The sequence below is a fragment of the Pseudomonas sp. LPB4.O genome, from assembly GCF_038383825.1.
GTDB classification, from domain to species: Bacteria; Pseudomonadota; Gammaproteobacteria; order Pseudomonadales; family Pseudomonadaceae; genus Aquipseudomonas; species Aquipseudomonas putida.
Window position 1 is genome coordinate 1,806,039 of sequence record NZ_CP151298.1, and the last position, 20,821, is coordinate 1,826,859.

Annotated in this window: 17 protein-coding genes; 11 read left to right on the top strand and 6 right to left on the bottom strand. The window is 62.5% G+C overall.

The window, feature by feature from the left end; all coding sequences use genetic code 11:
• Window positions 1-27: 27 nt before the first annotated feature.
• Window positions 28-1,953 (bottom strand): transglycosylase SLT domain-containing protein, encoded by a 1,926-nt coding sequence (locus MRBLPB4O_RS08155; RefSeq protein WP_341798046.1) that lies wholly within the window; start codon window positions 1,951-1,953, stop codon window positions 28-30.
• 221 nt (window positions 1,954-2,174) lie between these two features.
• On the opposite strand from MRBLPB4O_RS08155, the gene MRBLPB4O_RS08160 reads away from it, so the two are divergent.
• On the top strand, window positions 2,175-4,103 hold the full coding sequence (locus tag MRBLPB4O_RS08160; RefSeq protein WP_016500749.1) for an ATP-binding cassette domain-containing protein: 1,929 nt from the start codon (window positions 2,175-2,177) through the stop codon (window positions 4,101-4,103).
• Window positions 4,104-4,228: 125 nt separating this feature from the next.
• Here MRBLPB4O_RS08160 and MRBLPB4O_RS08165 read toward each other — a convergent pair whose 3' ends face one another.
• A complete protein-coding gene (locus MRBLPB4O_RS08165) occupies window positions 4,229-4,669 on the bottom strand; it encodes a universal stress protein (RefSeq protein ID WP_016500748.1) in 441 nt (146 codons plus the stop codon).
• A gap of 110 nt (window positions 4,670-4,779) precedes the next feature.
• On the opposite strand from MRBLPB4O_RS08165, the gene MRBLPB4O_RS08170 reads away from it, so the two are divergent.
• From MRBLPB4O_RS08170 to MRBLPB4O_RS08200, 7 genes are all read left to right on the top strand, one after another.
• Window positions 4,780-5,217, top strand: coding sequence for a hypothetical protein (locus MRBLPB4O_RS08170; RefSeq protein WP_016500747.1), 438 nt, complete (start codon window positions 4,780-4,782; stop codon window positions 5,215-5,217).
• A gap of 621 nt (window positions 5,218-5,838) precedes the next feature.
• A complete protein-coding gene (gene fadB, locus MRBLPB4O_RS08175) occupies window positions 5,839-7,986 on the top strand; it encodes a fatty acid oxidation complex subunit alpha FadB (RefSeq protein ID WP_016500746.1) in 2,148 nt (715 codons plus the stop codon).
• Between the two features lie 31 nt (window positions 7,987-8,017).
• A complete protein-coding gene (gene fadA, locus MRBLPB4O_RS08180) occupies window positions 8,018-9,193 on the top strand; it encodes an acetyl-CoA C-acyltransferase FadA (protein WP_016500745.1) in 1,176 nt (391 codons plus the stop codon).
• Window positions 9,194-9,269: 76 nt separating this feature from the next.
• The gene (locus MRBLPB4O_RS08185) at window positions 9,270-9,521 is read left to right on the top strand and encodes a DUF1653 domain-containing protein (RefSeq protein WP_016485639.1); all 252 of its coding nucleotides are present in this window, start codon (window positions 9,270-9,272) and stop codon (window positions 9,519-9,521) included.
• A 100-nt stretch (window positions 9,522-9,621) separates the two neighbouring features.
• Window positions 9,622-12,231, top strand: coding sequence for a type I DNA topoisomerase (topA, locus tag MRBLPB4O_RS08190; protein ID WP_016500743.1), 2,610 nt, complete (start codon window positions 9,622-9,624; stop codon window positions 12,229-12,231).
• Window positions 12,232-12,403: 172 nt separating this feature from the next.
• Window positions 12,404-12,919 (top strand): DUF6586 family protein, encoded by a 516-nt coding sequence (locus MRBLPB4O_RS08195; protein WP_341798047.1) that lies wholly within the window; start codon window positions 12,404-12,406, stop codon window positions 12,917-12,919.
• A gap of 50 nt (window positions 12,920-12,969) precedes the next feature.
• On the top strand, window positions 12,970-13,203 hold the full coding sequence (locus MRBLPB4O_RS08200) for a hypothetical protein (RefSeq protein WP_004376430.1): 234 nt from the start codon (window positions 12,970-12,972) through the stop codon (window positions 13,201-13,203).
• A gap of 50 nt (window positions 13,204-13,253) precedes the next feature.
• Here the strand turns inward: MRBLPB4O_RS08200 and sulA are convergent, their stop codons facing one another.
• A complete protein-coding gene (gene sulA / locus MRBLPB4O_RS08205) occupies window positions 13,254-13,730 on the bottom strand; it encodes an SOS-induced cell division inhibitor SulA (RefSeq protein WP_229609948.1) in 477 nt (158 codons plus the stop codon).
• Between the two features lie 13 nt (window positions 13,731-13,743).
• A complete protein-coding gene (gene lexA / locus MRBLPB4O_RS08210) occupies window positions 13,744-14,352 on the bottom strand; it encodes a transcriptional repressor LexA (protein WP_016500740.1) in 609 nt (202 codons plus the stop codon).
• 216 nt (window positions 14,353-14,568) lie between these two features.
• Between lexA and MRBLPB4O_RS08215 the strand changes: the two genes are divergently transcribed.
• The 3 genes from MRBLPB4O_RS08215 to nagZ are packed head-to-tail and all read left to right on the top strand — an operon-like array spanning window position 14,569 to window position 16,862.
• Window positions 14,569-15,276 (top strand): TetR/AcrR family transcriptional regulator, encoded by a 708-nt coding sequence (locus tag MRBLPB4O_RS08215; protein ID WP_016500739.1) that lies wholly within the window; start codon window positions 14,569-14,571, stop codon window positions 15,274-15,276.
• A gap of 40 nt (window positions 15,277-15,316) precedes the next feature.
• The gene (locus tag MRBLPB4O_RS08220; RefSeq protein ID WP_341798048.1) at window positions 15,317-15,841 is read left to right on the top strand and encodes a L,D-transpeptidase; all 525 of its coding nucleotides are present in this window, start codon (window positions 15,317-15,319) and stop codon (window positions 15,839-15,841) included.
• Window positions 15,842-15,863: 22 nt separating this feature from the next.
• Window positions 15,864-16,862 carry a beta-N-acetylhexosaminidase gene (nagZ, locus tag MRBLPB4O_RS08225; protein ID WP_172439606.1) on the top strand — a complete coding sequence of 333 codons (999 nt, stop codon included), beginning with the start codon at window positions 15,864-15,866 and terminating at the stop codon, window positions 16,860-16,862.
• Window positions 16,863-16,926: 64 nt separating this feature from the next.
• Here the strand turns inward: nagZ and MRBLPB4O_RS08230 are convergent, their stop codons facing one another.
• Window positions 16,927-20,241 carry a DEAD/DEAH box helicase gene (locus tag MRBLPB4O_RS08230; protein ID WP_341798049.1) on the bottom strand — a complete coding sequence of 1,105 codons (3,315 nt, stop codon included), beginning with the start codon at window positions 20,239-20,241 and terminating at the stop codon, window positions 16,927-16,929.
• A 1-nt stretch (window position 20,242) separates the two neighbouring features.
• Window positions 20,243-20,815, bottom strand: a complete 573-nt coding sequence (locus tag MRBLPB4O_RS08235) for a CsiV family protein (protein ID WP_341798050.1) — start codon at window positions 20,813-20,815, stop codon at window positions 20,243-20,245.
• Between the last annotated feature and the right edge of the window lie 6 nt (window positions 20,816-20,821).

Consider the following 20,821-nt stretch of genomic DNA (forward strand, 5'->3'; position numbering starts at 1 on the left):
CTATCGCCGGTTCAGGTTCAGCTGGCCTTACATGTCATCGAAATACCGCTCATGCCAATCCACCAGCGGCTGCGGCGAATTCAGCTTCTGCCCGTAGATCACCGAATAAGACAGCACGTTCTGTACATACTGGCGTGTTTCGTCGAACGGGATCGATTCAACCCACACATCGAAGCTCAGGTGCTTGGCGCCTTTCAGCCACTGCCGCACGCGGCCGGGCCCGGCGTTGTAGGCCGCCGAGGCCAGCACCCGGTTGCCGTTGAACTGGCTGTGCACCTGGCTCAGGTAGGCCGCGCCCAGCTGGATGTTCTTGTCCGGGTTCAGCACCTGCGCCGGTGATGCCAGCGGGATGCTGAACTTGCGCGCGGTCTCTTTGGCCGTGGCCGGCATCAGCTGCATCAGGCCGCTGGCACCCACCGGCGAGCGCGCATCCTCCATGAATGCACTTTCCTGGCGGGTGATGGCGAATACCCAGCTCGAATGCAGGCCGCGGACCTTGGCTTCGCGCACCAGGGTGTCGCGGTGGGCCATCGGGAAGCGGATGTCCAGGTCGTCCCAGTATTGCGCCTGGCTGATGGTGCGGATGGCCGGGAAGTACCAGCGCAGGTCGTAGCCCAGGCGTGCCTGGGCAACCATCTCGTCGCGGGTGAAATGGCGGCTGACGTGGTACCACTCGCGGCGGCCCTCGACGATCTGGCCACGTGCGTGGAATTCCAGTGCACGCTGGATGCCGGGCGTGTTGCGCACCTTCTTGACCAGTTGCGGGCTTAGCAGCAGCGGCTTGTTGTTCAGCTGGTATGGCGTCTGTGCCCGGTCGGCAGCGAGGAAGCCATAGAAGTCGCGCTCACGTGCCACGGTCTTGTACAGCAGCGGGATCTGCGGGTTGTTCGGCTGGGCCAGCTCCAGGCTGCGTGCCTGCCAGTATTTCCAACGGCTGCTGCTGGCCAGGTCCTGGGGCAGGCGCTTGGTCAGCTCGTAGGCGTCTTCCCAGCGGCCCAGGCGCAGCAGCAGGCGCAGGCGCCATTCGCTGACGGTGTTGTCGCGCAGTTCGGGGTCGTAGCGGGTCATCAGGTCGAGCGCGCGCGGGTCGTAGCGGCGAGCCAGGGTCAGGCCGATTTCGCGGGCGATGGCCACCTTCTCGTTGCGAGAGAAGTGCATGCGCTGGGCATAATCGTCGAGCAGTGCCATGGCCCGCTCCGGGTCCTGCCGGGCCAGGCGGCGCAGGCCGAGGCTGACGACATCGGACATGGCTTCGTTGACCGGGGTAAAGCGCGACGGCTGATTGAGCAGCTCTGGCTTTTGCGCCACGTCGACCAGAAGGCGCCCCTGAGGGCCGAGGGTGGTCAGGGTCTTGACCAGGTTGTTGGCCAAAGCGTAGTTGCGCGCCTGGGCCGCCAGCTTGGTGCGTTCCCAGCGCTTGGCCTCGGTCAACTGGCCTTCGGCCGCCCACATGCCGAACAGCGTGTCGCAGGCGGCAGGTTGCGACTTCCCGACGTTCCACAATTTGTCAGCTGTGGCATAGCCCTCGGCGCGCAGGCCATGGCTGAGCTGATACTGGCCGTTGAGGCAGTCCAGTTCGGTGAAATTGAGCTTGGGGTCGTAGTATTTGACGAAGGTGTCCCATTCGCCGCGTTCGGCCAGCCAGCGTAGCCAGCGCAGTTTCATCCAGTTGGCCTGGGGCAGGTCGCCATGCTTTGCGAGAAAGCCTTCGATCTCCTGGTTGCTGGCGCTTTTGAGGCGGGCGGTAAGCTCGTCGTAGGCCAGGTAAGGTGTCAGCGGGTAGTCGCTCAGGGCTTGCGCATAGCGCAAGTACGGGCCTTTGTCGCCTTTGGCCAGCGCACGCTTGGCCTCGTCGTAGTACTGGCGTTGCTGGGTGAGGTCGGAGGCCTGCGCTGCGCAGGTGGCAGCGGTGAGCAGCAGGCATGATGCAATGTGTAACAGGCGGCTGCGCATGATACGTCCGGGCAGTAGAACCATGGGGAAGTGACGGCGGAGCCAGCACTGTTGGAAGCAATTGCCTTAGCTTAGCTGTTTGCCGGCGGCGGGTGAAAGCACTGTGCTTGTATCGGGATATTAACTTCGACCAGATGTCGCAAAGCGCTCGTCGGGTGGCCAAGCGGATGCTGTCGAGGGCCAAGTCAGGTAGAATGCGCGCCCGATTTATGGAGACCAACATGACCCTGCTCAAATTCAGCGATGTGTCCCTCGCATTCGGCGCCATGCCGCTGCTGGACAAAGTGTCCTGGCAGATCGCTCGTGGTGAGCGGGTGTGCATCATCGGCCGCAACGGTACTGGCAAATCCAGCATGCTGCGCCTGGTCAAGGGCGAGCAGAAGGGCGACGACGGTGAAGTCTGGCGTGCCCCGGGCCTGAAGATCGGCGAGCTGCCGCAGGAACTGCCGGTGGCCGACGATCGCACGGTCTTCGATGTGGTGGCCGCAGGCCTGGATGGCGTCGGTGAGTTGCTGGCACAGTTCCATCACCTGAGCATGAATATCCAGAACGACGAAGACCTGGAAAAGCTCATGCACGTCCAGCACGAGCTGGAAGCCCGTGATGGCTGGCGCCTGCAGCAAGTGGTGGAAAGCACCCTCAGCCGCCTGCAGTTGCCGGCCGACAAGACCCTGGCCGAGCTGTCCGGTGGCTGGCGCCGCCGTGTGCTGCTGGCCCAGGCGCTGGTGTCCGAGCCCGACCTGCTGCTGCTCGACGAGCCTACCAACCACCTGGACATCGGTGCCATTGCCTGGCTCGAAGAGGCCCTGCGCAGCTTTAACGGCGCGGTCCTGTTCATCACCCACGACCGGTCCTTCCTGCAGAACCTGGCCACCCGTATCCTTGAACTGGACCGTGGCGGCCTGATCGACTGGAACGGTGACTACGCCAGCTTCCTGGTGCACAAAGAGGCCGCACTGGCCGCCGAAGAAACCGCCAACGCGCTGTTCGACAAGCGCCTGGCCCAGGAAGAAGTGTGGATCCGCCAAGGCATCAAGGCCCGCCGCACTCGTAACGAAGGTCGCGTGCGTGCGCTGAAAGCCTTGCGCGTGGAGCGTGGTGAGCGCCGCGAACGCCAGGGCAAGGCCAACATCCAGATCGAGTCGGCAGAAAAATCCGGCAAGCAGGTGATGGTGCTGGAAAACGTCAGCTTCCATCACGCCGGCGGGCCAATGCTGGTCAAGGACTTTTCCATGGTCCTGCAGCGCCAGGACCGTATCGGCCTGCTGGGCGCCAACGGCACCGGCAAGACCACCTTGCTCAAGCTGATGCTCGGCGGCCTGGAACCCACGTCGGGCAAGGTCGAGAGCGGCACCAAGCTGGAAGTCGCCTACTTCGACCAGATGCGCCACCAGCTCGAGCTGGAAAAGACCGTAATCGACAACCTGGCCGAAGGCCGTGACTTCATCGAGATCGACGGCCAGAACCGCCACGTGCTGAGCTACCTGGGCGACTTCCTGTTCAGCCCGCAGCGTGCCCGGACGCCGGTCAAGGCATTGTCGGGTGGCGAGCGTGCGCGCCTGTTGCTGGCCAAGCTGTTCAGCAAGCCGGCCAACCTGCTGGTGCTCGACGAACCGACCAACGACCTGGACGTTGAAACCCTCGAACTGCTCGAAGAAGTGCTGTCCAACTACAAGGGCACCGTGCTGATGGTCAGCCACGACCGGGCCTTCCTCGACAACGTCGTCACCAGTACCCTGGTGTTCGAAGGCGAGGGCAAGGTGCGTGAGTACGTCGGCGGCTACGAGGACTGGATTCGCCAGGGTGGCTCACCGAAGCTGCTGGGCGTGACCGAGAGCAAAGGCGGCAAGTCGGCGCTCAACAGCGCAGTGGTGGAGAAAGTCGAGGACAAGCCCGCGCCAGTTGCTGCGCCGGTGGCGGAAGAAGCTTCGAAGAAGAAGCTCAGCTACAAGCTGCAGCGTGAGCTGGAGATGCTGCCAGGGCAGATCGACCAGGTTGAGCAGCGCATGGCTGAGGCTCAGGAAGAAGTGAATGCGGCTGGCTTCTACCAGCGGCCGATTACTGAAACTTCCGCAGTGCTGGCCAAGATCGAGAAGCTCCAAGGTGAGCTGGATGCGCTGGTAGAGCGCTGGGCCGAGCTGGAAGGCTGATCGGCGTCAGCCTGAACTGGCCCTATCGCCGGCAAGCCAGCTCCCACAGGTGCACCACAGGTTTCAAGCTTTGTGGTATCCCTGTGGGAGCTGGCTTGCCGGCGATAGGGCCGGGGCAGGTTAAATCATTCTTTCTTTTGCAGCCGCACTGCCAGTACATCACACGGTGCGCCGTGCAGCACGTCATTGGCCGTGGAACCCAGCAGCAACGCCAGGCCATGGCGGCCATGGCTGCCGACCACGATCAGGTCGCACTTCTGGTCCTTGGCCAGTTGGTGGATTTCCTGGCGCGGCTGGCCGTAGGTCAGGTGTGAGTCGCCCCGGTTGATCTCAGGGTATTTGTTGAACAGGCGGTCCATGCGCTCCTTGGCCTGGTCGAACTGTTGCTGTTGCAACTGCGACAGGTCCATGGGCACGTCACCGCCGAATGCCATGGCCATCGGCTCGACGATGTGAACCAGGGACACCTTGGCGCCTGAGGGCTCGGCGAGCTTCATGGCACGCTTGATCACCGGGTCGCATTCTTCGGTCAGGTCGACGGCGACCAACAAATGTTCATATTGCATGAGCGGTACTCCTGGCAATCGCGATAGAAGAAGTATGGTCGCTTTCGGGCGGGTCTTCCGTGAAAAATGGCTAACCAGCTCATTTGCAACGCTTTATGGGAACTACTGATATGACGGTATTGCTGGTGGTGTCAATCCTTGCGCTGATTCTCAGCCCGCTTTCCTGGCTGCGCGGCTCGCGCAAGCAGAGCGAGCAGATGAAGCTGCGCCTGGAGGCACGGCGAATGGGGCTGGGTATGCAGCTGGCGCCGCAGCAATGGCCGCACTGGCTCGAAAAGGAGCCGCCAAGCCCTTGCCCGCAGTACCATCGGGCACGGCGTCGGGGGCACGAAGACAGCTTCAGCTTCTGGCAGATCAGCCCGGGGGTGTGGTGGAACCAGTGGCGTGAGCCCTGCGAAGATCCACGCTTCATTGAGCCTCTGGCGCGCTTGCCGGCGAGCGTCTACAAGGTCGAAGCTGATGCGCGGATGATCGCCCTGTACTGGACTGAACGCGGCGACACGGCTGTGTTGCAGGATGTTGCCTACGTCCTCGAAACCCTGGCTTGAACCCTGGGGCCACCTCGTACCTGTAGGAGCAGCCTTGTGCTGCGAAGAGGCCGATACGCCCGGAACACCTCTATCAGGCATACCGGCCGCTTCGCAGCACAAGGCTGCTCCTACAGGTACGGCGTAGGCGTTCAGGGCTTTAAACGACAAAGCGGCGGCTTGGCAGAACCCTGAAGGGGTGGGGTGCCAAGTCGCCGCTTTGCGTTCTGCTGCGCAGAAAAGGCCAGGCAGGCCGGGTATTCATTCAAGCAGGTGGCAGTGTAGCCGCCTTGGGTTGCGGCGCAAGTCGAAAGTCGCAGCGTTATTCAATCGGCCGTGGTCAATCGCTGACATGAATGGTCGGCGATCACTGTCATCATGTTTTGTACCCAGACGATACAAAGTGACTGGAAAGTCGCGTTTTCGCCGTGCTCGTGAGCATTTGACAACGCCGATCTTTTCGGAGAATGTGTGCACACCCAAATCAAACGGGCGTATGAATTGAGCGTTTGTATGTCATGACGCCAAGCCATACTTCCGACTAGCGCGCTGACGGGTGTGCCTGGGGCAGGGCAGCTAGGCCTGCTTCTGCTGCAGCGATCGGCGTGTACAGTTCAGCTTCCATATCGTGGAGATCAGTTGATGATTTACGAAGGTAAAGCCATCACGGTTAAGGCTCTTGAAAGTGGCATCGTCGAGCTCAAGTTCGACCTCAAGGGTGAGTCCGTCAACAAGTTCAACCGCCTGACCCTGAACGAGCTTCGCCAGGCCGTCGATGCCATCAAGGCCGACGCCTCGGTCAAGGGCGTTATCGTCAGCAGTGGCAAGGACGTGTTCATCGTCGGCGCCGACATCACCGAGTTCGTCGACAACTTCAAGCTGCCCGAGGCCGAACTGGTCGCCGGCAACCTGGAAGCCAACCGCATCTTCAGCGCCTTCGAAGACCTCGAAGTGCCGACCGTTGCGGCCATCAACGGCATCGCCCTGGGCGGCGGCCTGGAGATGTGCCTGGCCGCCGACTACCGGGTCATGTCCACCAGCGCCAAGATCGGCCTGCCAGAAGTCAAGCTGGGCATCTACCCCGGCTTTGGCGGCACCGTACGCCTGCCGCGCCTGATCGGTTCGGACAACGCTGTCGAGTGGATCGCCTCCGGCAAGGAAAACCGTGCCGAAGACGCCCTGAAAGTGGGTGCCGTCGACGCCGTGGTCGCCCCTGAGTTGCTGCAGGCCGGTGCCCTGGACCTGATCAAGCGCGCCATCAGTGGCGAGCTGGACTACAAGGCCAAGCGCCAGCCCAAGCTGGAAAAGCTCAAGCTCAATGCCATCGAGCAGATGATGGCCTTCGAGACCGCCAAGGGCTTCGTTGCCGGCCAGGCCGGCCCGAACTACCCGGCCCCGGTCGAAGCCATCAAGACCATCCAGAAAGCCGCCAACTTCGGCCGCGACAAGGCCTTGGAAGTCGAAGCAGCAGGCTTTGCCAAGCTGGCCAAGACGTCGGTTGCCGAAAGCCTGATCGGCCTGTTCCTGAACGACCAGGAACTCAAGCGCAAGGCCAAGGCGCATGACGAGATCGCCCATGACGTGAAGCAGGCCGCCGTGCTCGGTGCCGGCATCATGGGTGGCGGCATCGCTTACCAGTCGGCGGTCAAAGGCACCCCGATCCTGATGAAGGATATCCGCGAGGAAGCCATTCAGCTGGGCCTGAACGAAGCCTCCAAGCTGCTCGGCAACCGCGTCGACAAGGGCCGCCTGACCCCGGCCAAGATGGCCGAGGCGCTCAACGCCATTCGCCCGACCCTGTCCTATGGCGATTTCGCCAATGTCGACATCGTCGTCGAAGCCGTGGTCGAGAACCCGAAAGTGAAGCAGGCCGTGCTGGCCGAGGTGGAAGGCCAGGTGAAAGAGGATGCGATCCTTGCGTCCAACACCTCGACCATCTCCATCAACCTGCTGGCAAAAGCGCTCAAGCGCCCGGAAAACTTCGTCGGCATGCACTTCTTCAACCCGGTGCACATGATGCCGCTGGTGGAAGTGATCCGTGGCGAGAAGTCCAGTGAAGTGGCGGTCGCCACCACCGTGGCCTACGCCAAGAAAATGGGCAAGAACCCGATCGTGGTCAACGATTGCCCGGGCTTTTTGGTCAACCGCGTGCTGTTCCCGTATTTTGGCGGCTTTGCCAAGCTGGTCAGTGCCGGTGTCGACTTCGTGCGCATCGACAAGGTCATGGAAAAATTCGGCTGGCCGATGGGCCCAGCCTACCTGATGGACGTGGTCGGCATCGACACCGGCCACCACGGGCGTGACGTGATGGCCGAAGGCTTCCCGGACCGCATGAAGGACGAGCGCCGCTCGGCCGTCGACGCGCTGTACGAGGCGAACCGCCTGGGCCAGAAGAACGGCAAGGGCTTCTATGCCTACGAAACCGACAAGCGCGGCAAGCCGAAGAAAGTCTTCGACGCCGCCGTACTGGACGTGCTCAAGCCAATCGTGTTCGAACAGCGCGAAGTCACCGACGAAGACATCATCAACTGGATGATGGTCCCGCTGTGCCTGGAGACCGTGCGCTGCCTGGAAGACGGCATTGTCGAAACCGCTGCCGAAGCCGACATGGGCCTGGTGTATGGCATTGGTTTCCCTCCCTTCCGCGGTGGTGCGCTGCGTTACATCGACTCGATCGGTGTGGCCGAATTCGTCGCCCTGGCCGATCAGTACGCCGATCTGGGGCCGCTGTACCACCCGACTGCGAAGCTGCGTGAAATGGCCAAGAACGGCCAGCGCTTCTTCAACTGAGCGGTCAACGAGCTAGAGCGAGAGATTTGATATGAGCCTTAATCCAAGAGACGTGGTGATTGTCGACTTCGGTCGCACGCCAATGGGCCGCTCCAAGGGTGGCATGCACCGCAATACCCGCGCCGAGGACATGTCGGCGCACCTGATCAGCAAGCTGCTGGAGCGTAACGACAAGGTCGACCCGAAGGAAGTCGAGGACGTGATCTGGGGCTGCGTCAACCAGACCCTGGAGCAGGGGTGGAACATCGCCCGCATGGCGTCGCTGATGACCCCGATCCCGCACACTTCTGCAGCGCAGACCGTCAGCCGCCTGTGCGGCTCGTCGATGAGTGCACTGCACACCGCTGCCCAGGCGATCATGACCGGTAACGGCGATGTATTCGTGATTGGCGGGGTGGAGCACATGGGCCACGTCAGCATGATGCACGGCGTCGACCCCAACCCGCACCTGTCCTTGCATGCTGCCAAGGCTTCCGGGATGATGGGCCTGACTGCGGAAATGCTCGGCAAGATGCACGGCATCACCCGTGAGCAGCAGGACCTGTTCGGCGTGCGTTCGCACCAGTTGGCCCACAAGGCCACGGTCGAAGGCAAGTTCAAGGACGAGATCATCCCGATGCAGGGCTATGACGAGAACGGCTTCCTGAAGGTGTTCGATTTCGACGAAACCATTCGCCCGGAAACCACCCTCGAAGGCCTGGCGTCGCTCAAGCCCGCGTTCAACCCGAAAGGCGGTACCGTCACTGCCGGTACCTCGTCGCAGATCACCGACGGCGCTTCGTGCATGATCGTCATGTCCGGCCAGCGTGCGATGGACCTGGGTATCCAGCCATTGGCGGTGATCCGTTCGATGGCGGTGGCCGGTGTCGATCCGGCGATCATGGGTTATGGCCCGGTGCCGTCGACCCAAAAAGCCCTCAAGCGCGCCGGGCTGACCATGGCCGATATCGACTTCATCGAGCTCAACGAAGCCTTTGCTGCACAGGCCTTGCCAGTGCTGAAAGACTTGAAAGTGCTCGACAAGATGGATGAGAAGGTTAACCTGCACGGCGGCGCCATTGCTTTGGGCCACCCGTTCGGTTGCTCCGGGGCGCGCATTTCGGGCACCCTGCTCAACGTCATGAAGCAGAATGGCGGTACCCTGGGGGTGGCGACCATGTGCGTCGGCCTCGGTCAAGGTATCACCACTGTCTTTGAACGCGTCTGATCGCGTTGCGGGACAGCAACCGGGGCCTTGTGCCCCGGTTTTGTTTTTACAGGATTAATTCAAGAGGGTGGGCAACATGCAGATACAACCAGGCGTATACCGGCATTACAAAGGGCCTGAGTACCGTGTCTTCAGCGTTGCGCGGCATTCCGAGAACGAAGAGTGGATGGTGTTCTACCAATGCCTGTATGGTGATTACAGCTTCTGGGTGCGCCCCCTTTTGATGTTCCAGGAGTCTGTCGAGGTTGACGGCGAGCAGGTGCCACGCTTTGCTTTGGTCAAGGCCGAAGAAGGGCTGCCAGGGTTGCTGGGCAAGTCGCACGAGTGATCACCCGAGCTTGACCTCACACTTTTGCCACTATATATAGCGGTGCCGCGTTTGGTACCTGACGCGTTTTTCATTTTCAGATTCAGGAATACTCCGATCCATGGGCAAATCGCTGGTCATTGTGGAATCCCCGGCCAAGGCCAAGACCATCAACAAGTATTTGGGCAACCAGTACGTGGTGAAGTCGAGTATCGGCCATATCCGAGACCTCCCCACCAGCGGTTCGGCCAGCGCAAGCAAAGAGCCAGCCGCCAAGCGTGGCAAGGCCGCGGGGGAGGCTCCGGCGCTGTCGCCGAAAGAAAAGGCCCGCCGCCAGCTGGTGGCACGCATGGGCGTCGACCCGGATCACGGCTGGAAGGCCAAGTACGAGATCCTGCCTGGCAAGGAAAAGGTGATCGAAGAGCTGCGTCGCCTGGCGAAGGATGCCGACACCATCTATCTCGCAACCGACTTGGACCGCGAGGGGGAAGCCATTGCCTGGCACCTGCGCGAAGCCATCGGCGGTGACGACACCCGCTACAAGCGCGTGGTGTTCAACGAAATTACCAAGAAGGCCATCCAGGAGGCTTTCTCGCAGCCAGGCGAGCTGGACATCGACCGGGTCAATGCCCAGCAGGCGCGGCGGTTCCTCGACCGTGTGGTCGGTTACATGGTTTCGCCGCTGCTGTGGGCCAAGATTGCCCGCGGCCTGTCCGCTGGCCGTGTGCAGTCGGTCGCGGTGAAGCTGGTGGTGGAGCGCGAGCGTGAAATCCGCGCATTCATCCCGGAAGAGTATTGGGAGATCCACGCCGACCTCGGTACCGCCAAGAACGCCAAGGTGCGTTTCGAGGTGGCGCGCGAGAAGGGCGAGGCCTTCAAGCCGCTGAACGAAGCCCAGGCCATGGCTGCGCTGGAGAAGCTCAAGGCTTCCAGCTACAGCGTGGTCAAGCGTGAAGACCGCCCGACCAGCAGCAAGCCATCGGCGCCGTTCATTACCTCCACCCTGCAGCAGGCGGCCAGTAACCGCCTGGGCTTCGGGGTGAAGAAGACCATGATGATGGCCCAGCGCTTGTATGAAGCCGGCTACATCACTTACATGCGTACAGACTCGACCAACCTGTCGGTCGACGCCCTGGACATGGCGCGCAACTATATCGAGCGCGAGTTCGGCAAACAGTACCTGCCGGATGCGCCGCTGGTATACGGCAGCAAGGAAGGGGCCCAGGAGGCGCACGAAGCGATTCGTCCTTCCGATGTGAACACCCACCCGACCAAGCTCAGTGGCATGGAGCGCGACGCCGAGCGCCTGTACGAGCTGATCTGGCGCCAGTTCCTGGCCTGCCAGATGCCGCCGGCGCAGTACCTGTCCACCAGCGTCACCGTGGCTGCTGGCGACTTCGAACTGCGTGCCAAGGGCCGTATCCTCAAGTTCGACGGTTATACCCGTGTGTTGCCGCAGCAGAGCAAGCCGGGCGAAGACGACGTGCTGCCAGAGATGGTCCAGGGCGAAGCGCTGAAGCTGATTCAGATCGATCCGAGCCAGCACTTCACCAAGCCACCGGCACGCTTCACTGAAGCCAGCCTGGTCAAGGAAATGGAAAAGCGCGGTATTGGTCGCCCGTCGACCTATGCGGCGATCATCTCGACCATCCAGGACCGTGGCTATGTGACGTTGCACAACCGCCGTTTCTATTCCGAGAAAATGGGCGACATCGTCACCGAGCGCCTGTCGGAAAGCTTCTCCAACCTGATGGACTACGGTTTTACCGCCGACATGGAGGAGAACCTCGACGACGTGGCCCAGGGCGAACGTGACTGGAAGAACGTGCTCGACGAGTTCTACGGCGACTTCAGCAAGAAGCTGCAGACTGCCGAGTCCAGCGAAGGCGGGATGCGCGCCAACCAGCCGACCATGACCAACATTCCGTGCAAGGAATGTGGCCGGCCGATGATGATTCGTACCGCTTCCACCGGTGTGTTCCTGGGTTGCTCGGGTTACACCTTGCCGCCAAAAGAGCGCTGCAAGGCCACCGTCAACCTGGTGCCGGGTGACGAGATTGCCGCTGACGACGAGGGTGAATCGGAATCCCGCGTGCTGCTGGGCAAGCACCGTTGCCCGATCTGCGCCACGGCGATGGACGCCTACCTGCTGGATGAGAAGCACAAACTGCACATTTGCGGTAACAACCCGGATTGCGTGGGCTACGAGATCGAAGAGGGCAGCTACCGCATCAAGGGTTACGAAGGGCCGAGCCTGGAGTGCGACAAGTGTGGCAGCGAGATGCAGTTGAAGACCGGCCGTTTTGGCAAGTTCTTCGGCTGCACCAATCCAACCTGCAAGAACACCCGCAAGCTGCTCAAGAGTGGCGAGGCGGCACCACCGAAGATGGACAAGGTGGACATGCCGGAGCTCAAGTGCGAGAAGGTCGACGACACTTACGTGCTTCGTGACGGCGCTTCGGGGCTGTTCCTGGCCGCCAGCCAGTTCCCGAAAAACCGCGAAACCCGTGCGCCGCTGGTGATGGAAATCGTGCCGCACAAGCACGAAATCGATCCGAAGTACCACTTCCTGTGCGATGCGCCGCAGAAAGACCCGGATGGCCGCCCGACGGTAATCCGCTACAGCCGCAAGACCAAGGAGCAGTACGTGCAGTCCGAAGTCGATGGCAAGCCGACCGGCTGGAAGGCGTTCTACGACGGCAATGCCTGGAAGGTTGAAGACAAGCGCTGATCTTTCAGTGCTTTAATTGGGGCCGCTTCGCGCCCCTTCGCGGCACAAGGCCGCTCCTGCAAGGAATCGTGTTCTCTTGTAGGGGCGGCCTTGTGCCGCGAAGGGGCGCGAAGCGGCCCCAATCATTTATGATGCATGTATTCGCCTTGCAGCCTGATGGGAGGGCACAGAAATGGCCCAGGAAACCTACACCCGCACCAACCAGAAACTATTCTTCGCCGGTCTCGCCCTCGAGTCCATGGCCAAGGCTGAACAAAGCCAGGCCATGAACGCCCAAGGCATGGTTCAGGCTGAGCGCGAGTCGGCGCTGTTTCACCTGTATGGCGCGCTGCTGGGCCTATGCCATGAAATCGGAGTCTTCTACCGACTGCCGGTTGTCGCAACGGTCGAGCAGGCGCTGGCCGACGATGCGCTCAATGGCATCGCCATACCGGAAGTGGCCGAGTTGCTGGAATTGGCCCGCCAGCGCGAAACCTGGCTGGCGCAGATGCTGAGTGCTTATGCCGATTTGTTCCGACCACCGGTCGCCAGGAAAGCGCCAAAAACCGACGTCACCCAGCCATTGATCCAGGCCGTCAATCTCGATGAGCCCGAGCATCCTGCGCTGTCGCGTGCCGAGCTGGAAAGCTGGCGCAACAACCTCAAGGGCCTGGTGAGACGTTTCCGCGATGCGTTGAGTGAGTGCTGATAGCCGTTACGGCTGGTACAATATTGGCCTTTCGCGGAGAACTGCCATTTATGTCTACGTCTTTTCTAGAAATTGTCGAGTTGCCTGATGGCCGCATCGAACTGCGTCGCGCCGAGGATGAGGGCTCCCTGGTAACCTTGGATTTCTCGGAAGACGCCAAGGCGTTCCTGCAGGGCCAGCACGTAGAAGTGGCCAAGGCCATGCTCAGCGTGGGTGTGCAGATGGCAGGTCGCCTGATGGATGGCGAGCTTGAGCGTGATGAAGGGCCGCGCGTGCTGCACTGAAGGTGCAGCAGGGCATCAGGTTTGTTCAAATGACAGGCAAAGCCTGAACATCAGCCGAGGCGGATGTTCAGGCTTTGTGCGTTTCCGACACTGGCAGCGCGCTGCAATTGCTGGCGTGCAGTGGCGTTGACGTTGCCCAGCCAGCTGACCACGGTGTGGCTGAGGCCCAGGCGCAGGGCTTCGCAGGCCAGTTGCAGCGGGGTTTGGTTAGCGCGAGGTTGCAGCAGCAGGATGCGTTCACGGTTGAGGCCGGCATCGCGCAGCCAGGCCTGGGTCAGGCTCGACGGCGGGGCGATCAGGGTCAGCCAGCGGGCCTCGTCCTCTTCGCTCAGCTCGCGCAGTACCGGTGCCAGCAGGCTTTGGCAGTGCCCGGGGGCGCCGCGCAGCGACAATTCGCTGAACAGTTCAGGCTGGTTGCTCTTGCGCGCCAGTTCGCTGGCTTTCAGGCCCGGTAGTACGGGCTGGGCGAGAAATGCTTCGAACAGGGGCAACTGGGCTTGCTCGGGTGCGTGAATGAACTGCTGCATGACGCCTCCTGGATCAGCGGCGAATGACGCCGACGCTCAAGCCCTCAATCACCAGTTCCTGATCTTTCAGGTCAACTTCGATGGGGGCGAATTCGGGGTTTTCGGCAAGCAGCCAGACCTTGCTGCCTTCACGCTTGAAGCGCTTGACGGTCACTTCGTCACCAATGCGGGCCACGACGATCTGACCGTTGCGGGCTTCGCGGCAGGTGTGAACTGCCAGAAGGTCGCCGTCGAAGATGCCGACGTCCTTCATGCTCATGCCGTGGACGCGCAGCAAATAGTCGGCCTGGGGGTGGAAGAAGGCAGGGTTGATATTGCAGGATTGCTCAATGTGCTGTTCGGCAAGAATTGGCGCACCGGCAGCAACCCTGCCGATGATCGGCAAGCCGCTTTCTTCTGCCTTGGTATCCAGGCCCGGGATGCGGATGCCGCGCGAGGCGCCCGGGGTCATCTCGATCGCGCCCTTGCGGGCGAGGGCCTTGAGGTGCTCCTCGGCAGCGTTGGGCGACTTGAAGCCCAGCTCCTGAGCGATCTCGGCGCGTGTCGGCGGGAAGCCGTTGTCTTCCAGGCAGCGCTTGATGAACGCGAGAATTTCGGCTTGGCGTGGCGTCAGTTTCAACATGGTGAGCGCTCTGTCTTTTTGTACAGTGACTGGGATTATATACAGTACTGGATGCGCTGCAAGCCAAAGGGCGCAATAAACCTGAGCGGTGGCGCTTGCACCCCGCAGCCAGGCTGCTTTTAAATGGCGACCGCCCGGTCACCGAGCCTTGACAGAAGCAGGCCTGAAACGTATGTTTCAAACACCTGTTTGTCTGGCGGAGCACGCGGAGTAGTCATGGCCCAATCGGAAACCGTTGAACGCATTCTCGATGCTGCCGAGCAGCTGTTCGCGGAAAGGGGGTTCGCCGAGACCTCGTTGCGGCTGATCACCAGCAAGGCCGGGGTCAACCTGGCGGCGGTCAACTATCATTTCGGCTCCAAGAAGGCACTTATTCAGGCCGTGTTCTCGCGCTTCCTCGGGCCCTTCTGCGCCAGCCTCGAGCGCGAGCTGGAGCGGCGCCAGGCGAAGCCGGAGCACAAGCCCAGCCTCGAAGAACTGCTGGAAATGCTGGTGGAGCAGGCGTTGGCCGTGCAGCCTCGCAGCAATAACGACCTGTCGATCTTCATGCGCCTGCTGGGCCTGGCCTTCAGCCAGAGCCAGGGCCACCTGCGGCGTTACCTGGAAGACATGTACGGCAAAGTGTTCCGCCGCTACATGCTGCTGGTCAACGAGGCCGCGCCTCGTATTCCGCCACTGGAACTGTTCTGGCGCGTGCACTTCATGCTGGGTGCCGCCGCCTTCAGCATGTCCGGTATAAAGGCCCTGCGGGCAATTGCCGAGACCGACTTTGGCATCAACACCTCGATCGAGCAGGTGATGCGCCTGATGGTACCGTTCCTGGCCGCAGGCATGCGTGCCGACAGCGGCGTCACCGACGAGGCCATGGCCACGGCGCAGCTGCGGCCACGCAGCAAGACTACCGCGATCACCGCCAAGGCCTGAAGGCTGGGCGGGGCAGGGCGCTTCGGCTAAGCTAGCGCCCATGCCCGATCTCGACCTGCTGCACATTTCCCTCGCCGACCAATGCCTGTATGGCTTTGGCCGTGACCAGCTGCGCGTGCGCCTGCCGGTTTCCACGGCGCGCAACGGTGCCGGCGAGCGCAATGGCTCGGGCTGCACGCCGCGTGGCTTGCACCAGGTGCGGGCGAAGATCGGCGCGGGCCTGCCACTTAATGCGGTGCTGGTCGGGCGGCGCTGGACGGGTGAGGTGTGGTCGCCGGCGTTGCACGCGCAATACCCCGGCCGCGACTGGATCCTGACTCGCATCCTCTGGCTAAGCGGCTGCGAACCTGGCGTCAATCGCCTGGGCGCGGTCGACACCTTCCGCCGCTTTATCTACCTGCACGGCACCCCGGATACGGAACCCATGGGCGTAGCGCTGTCCCATGGCTGCATACGCCTGCGCAACACTGACTTGCTTGGCCTGTTCGACCGTATCGGGGTGCATTGCCCGGTGCAGGTCGCAGAGGCCGCATGCCCTGATTGGGCTTCTCTCGTTCTGCAATGAAGGATTACCTATGACCGCCAGCCTGCAAGGCTCCCTGATGGTGGATATCGCCGGTAAATGGCTGACCGCCGAAGACCGTCACTTGCTGCGCCAACCCGAAGTGGCCGGCCTGATCATCTTTGCCCGCAACATCGACAGCCCACGTCAGGTGCGTGAGCTGTGCGCGTCGATCCGTGCCATCCGCCCCGACCTGATTCTGGCGGTGGACCAGGAAGGTGGTCGCGTGCAGCGCCTGCGTCAGGGTTTCGTGCGCCTGCCGGCCATGCGTGCGCTGGCCGATAATGACAACGCCGAATATCTGGCGGAGCAGTGCGGTTGGCTGATGGCGACCGAGGTGCTGGCGGTTGGCCTGGACCTCAGCTTTGCCCCGGTGCTCGACCTGGACCACCAGCGTAGCGCCGTGGTCGGCAGCCGTGCCTTCGAGGGTGACCCGCTGCGTGCCACGCAACTGGCCGGGGCGTTCATTCGCGGTATGAATGCGGCGGGCATGGCTGCCTGTGGCAAACACTTCCCGGGGCATGGCTGGGCCGAGGCTGACTCGCATGTGGCCATTCCCACCGATGAGCGCAGCCTTGAACAATTGCGCCAGGTCGACCTGGTGCCATTCTCGCGCCTGAGCGGGCAATTGGCGGCGGTGATGCCGGCGCATGTCATCTACCCGCAGGTCGACAACCAGCCAGCCGGTTTCTCCCGGCGTTGGCTGCAGGACATCCTGCGCGGCGAGCTGGGCTTTGACGGGGTGATCTTCAGTGATGATCTGTCGATGGCCGGTGCGCATGTGGTGGGTGATGCGGCCAGCCGTATCGAGGCGGCGTTGAGCGCCGGCTGTGACATGGGCCTGGTGTGCAATGACCGGGCGGCAGCAGAGCTGGCACTGAGTGCTGCGCAGCGCATGAAGGTCAAGCCATCGCCGCGGATTGCGCGGATGCGCGGGCAAGGGTTTGCGCGGACCGACTATCGCCAACAGCCGCGCTGGCTGGAGGCGTTGGGGGCGTTGAAGGAAGCTCAGCTGGTCGATTGACTGCGCAGGCCTCTTCGCGGGTTTACCCGCGAAGAGGCCAGTACAGGCAGTACAACATGCTGAATTACCGCCCGCGCTTGCCTGGCAAGGGCGCAAACAGTGCCTCGATTTCTTCATCGCCCATGCGCCATTGCCCAGCCTGCCCGCCATCCAGCAAGCTGGCTGCCAGCGCCGCTTTTTCCTGCTGCAGCAACTGGATCTTCTCTTCAACCGTACCCCGGGTAATGAGCTTGAATACGAACACCGGCTTGTCCTGGCCAATGCGGTAGGCGCGGTCGGTGGCCTGGTTTTCGCTGGCCGGGTTCCACCAGGGGTCGAAGTGGATCACCGTGTCCGCGGCCGTCAGGTTCAAGCCCACGCCACCGGCCTTGAGGCTGATCAGGAACACTTCGCTATCACCCTGCTGGAACTGCTGCACAGGCGTGCGACGGTCCCGGGTATCGCCGGTCAGCAGGCTGTAGCGGATACTGCGCTTTTCCAGCTCCTGCTGGATCAGCGCCAGCATCGAGGTGAACTGCGAGAACAGCAGCACCCGGCGCCCTTCGCTTAACAGCTCTTCGAGCATTTCCAGCAGTGCGCCCAGCTTGCCCTTGTCGGCCTGGTTGCCTTTGCTTTCCACGCCCTTGACCAGCCGCAGGTCGCAGCACACCTGGCGCAGTTTGAGCAGCGCGTCGAGGATGACGATCTGGCTGCGTGCCGCGCCATTGCGGGCGATTTCGTCGCGGACTTTCTTGTCCATGGCCACCCGCACCGCCTCGTAGGTATCGCGCTGGGCGTCGCTGAGCTCGACCCAGTGCACCATCTCGGTCTTGGCCGGCAACTCGGTGGCCACCTGCTCCTTGGTGCGGCGCAGCAGGAACGGGCGGATGCGCGTGACCAGATGGCCCAGCCGCTCAGCGTCGCCATGGCGTTCGATCGGGGTGCGGTAGTCCTGGTTGAAGCGTTTGACATCGCCCAGCCAGCCGGGCATCAGGAAGTGGAAGATCGACCACAGCTCGCCCAGGTTGTTTTCCATCGGCGTGCCGGTCAGGCACAGGCGCTGGCCGGCCTGTAGCTCGCAGACGGCGAGGGCGGCCTTGCTGGTGCTGCTCTTGATGTTCTGCGCCTCGTCCAATACCAGCACGTGCCAGGCCTGGGCGCGCAGGTGTTCGAGGTCGCGTGGCACCAGGGCATAGGTGGTCAGGACCAGGTCGTATTCATGCAGCTTGGCAAAATGCTTGCTGCGACCCGGCCCATGCAGTGCCAGCACGCGCAGGTCGGGGGCAAAGCGCTGGGCTTCGTCCAGCCAGTTGGGTATCAGGCTGGTGGGCATGACCGCCAGGGCCGGTGTGCCCAGGCGCCCGGACTCTTTCTCCAGCAGCAGGTGCGCCAGGGCCTGCAGGGTCTTGCCCAGGCCCATGTCGTCACCGAGGATGCCGCCGGTGCCCATATCGCGCAGTGCCTGTAGCCAGTTCAGGCCCTGCTGCTGATAAGGGCGCAAGCTGGCCTGCAGCCCGGCGGGTGGTTCCACTTGCAGGTCGCGGGCATCGCGCAGGCGGCGGCCCAGATCGCGAACGTGCTCGCCACCCTCCCAGAGCAGGGGCAACCCTTCGATTTCGTTGAGGCGCGCGGCGTCGGCGCGTTCCATGCGTAGCGCCGGGCCCGCTGTGTCTTCGTGCAGGTACAGCTTGCCCAGGGTGCCCATCACGGCCTTGATGCGGCCGTAGGGCAGGGCGACGCGCAACGCCGGGGCATCCAGGCGGCCGCGGTTGAGGTCGATCAGCAGGTGTTCATCGTCACTGCGCCGGGCCAGTTCGTTGGGGCGCAGCAGCTCCGGGCTGCTGCGCAGCAGTTGCAGCACGATTGGCAGCAAGCTGTGACGCTGACCGTCGACCACGATGCCCAGCTCCAGGTCGAACCATTCATGGCCGGGCGCTTCGTCGATGGTGGCGTACCAGTCGTCCACCTCCTGCAGGTTGAAGGCGAAGTCACGGTGGACGTCTATGTTCCAGCCGGCTTGGCGCAGGCGTGGCAGGCCCTCACGGGCGAAGCGCAGCCAGGCTTCGTCGTCGGGCAGTTGGAACATTTCGCCGGCACTGTCGGGCAGGGCCTTGCTCTGGCGAGTGGCGGGTTTGAAGCCCAGGTCACGTAACGCCTTGCGCAGGGCCTGCTCGGCTTGCGGCTGTCGGCGAATTCGCTGGCTGGTATTGCCGACCAGGCGGGTCAACGGCTTTTCGTCATTGCCGCTGGCGCGCAGGTCGTCGTAGTCGAATGCCAGTGCGGCACGGTGTTGCATTTGCCGCTGCATACGCCCGGTCTTGGGCATGTAGGCGCTGAATTCGAGGCTGCCCAACGTCAATCGCCCTCTTGGCGTGATGTCTTCGATGTGCTCGGTGCTCACGGCAGTGGGGGTGGGGACGTGACGGTTCAAGGCGTTCAATCGATGACTCAAGGGGATGACCAGATGCTCGGGCACGATGGGCGCGCGTGCAAGCTGGCTGGCAATGAAGGGGTCGAGGTCGTGGCGCAGCATGCCGGTCAGATGCTGCTGCCGGTCAACATAGTGCATGGGCTCGATGGGCACCGCCTGCAACTGCTCGTGACCATTGTGATACCAGGCGCCACGGTAGCTGCCATTGTCCAGCCTGACCCAGCGGAACTCGGCGTGTAGCTCCGGCCCCGGGGCCAGTGGCGCCAAGTCGTCTTCAAACAGAAGGCGGCCCGTGGCCAGGGCATAGCTGTAGAGCTCACCGCCCGGTTTGCCCTCCAGTTGCACCGTGGACGCCATCGTTTCGCGGCGGGAATCGATCAGGCGCAACAGCCGCGCATCGTCTTCTGTGACGTAGCGAGGCGTGTAGTAGAGCATTTCGGGCATCGATGTGATGCGGCCGATCTTCAGGGTGTCGTCTGCCTGGCGGGTACCTTTGATTGGCTCAAGCCGCCAGAGCCCGTGATCCACCTGGATTCGGTAATAGATTGCCGGGCCTTTGCGCGCTGGCCCTTGAGGCGTTGGTTGCGAGGGGGACTCAAGGGCTTCCACCCATAGGTTGAGGTCCGGTGGCAGCGACAGGGCGGATTGTTCATGGGGGGCTGTGGCGTCGGGGCTGTCCTGCAATTGCAGCAGCGCCGCAACGCAGTGTTTGCAGTTGAGCCCGACTGGGCAGCTGCATTTCCCAAATACCCGCAGGTCCCCATAGTTGACGACCAGGCGGATTATCTGCTGGTAGGTCTCGCCTGCCGAACCCTGGCAGATGGCCTCGATCGTTGCGTCATCCTGCGACAGGATGCGTGCCCGCGCTTGCGCAGCATAGCTGCGGCCTCGTGCCAGCGTGCCGGCCTCGATGAAGTCGACCCAGCCCGGATAGGCCCTTAGCAGCTGCTGCGCATCGCCATCGCTCACATCACTGCTCCATCATCTCCGGGTCCATCACCGGCATTTTCGGCGTGCCCGGTGGCGTGACCTTCAGCAGCACCGCCAGGTGCCCGCCGTCGAGGAAGGTCAGCTGGCCGCCCTTGACGTTGCTGTTGCTCTGCTTGAACTGCTCGCTTTGCAGGACGCTGCCGTTGCCGTCCAGCTGGTTGACCCAGAAGTTGGCCTCGACCGAGATAAAGCGGCCTTCAGCGATGCTCAGGTTGCCTTCGATGGGGAAGTGGCCGAACTGTTCGGTGCCTTCGCCCAGGGCGATGCGGCCAGGCTCGCTGCCGACCTGCTGCTGCCAGGCCTTGTGCATCAATACGGTGTAGTCGGCAGTGGCTTCCAGGCGGGTGGCTTCGTCTTCCAGCGCCAGGCGGCGCTCGGCGTCCTTCGCCAGGCGCGGGGCGCCGGCGCTCCAGTCTTCAGGGGCAAACGGGCTGGTGAAGGCAGGCACGCTGTTCTGCCGCACCAGAATCATTTCTACCTGATACAGGCCTTCGGCGAAGGCGGCTGGCGCGAACAGCGCCAGCAGCAGGGTCAGGCAACGGATGGCACGCATGGATCT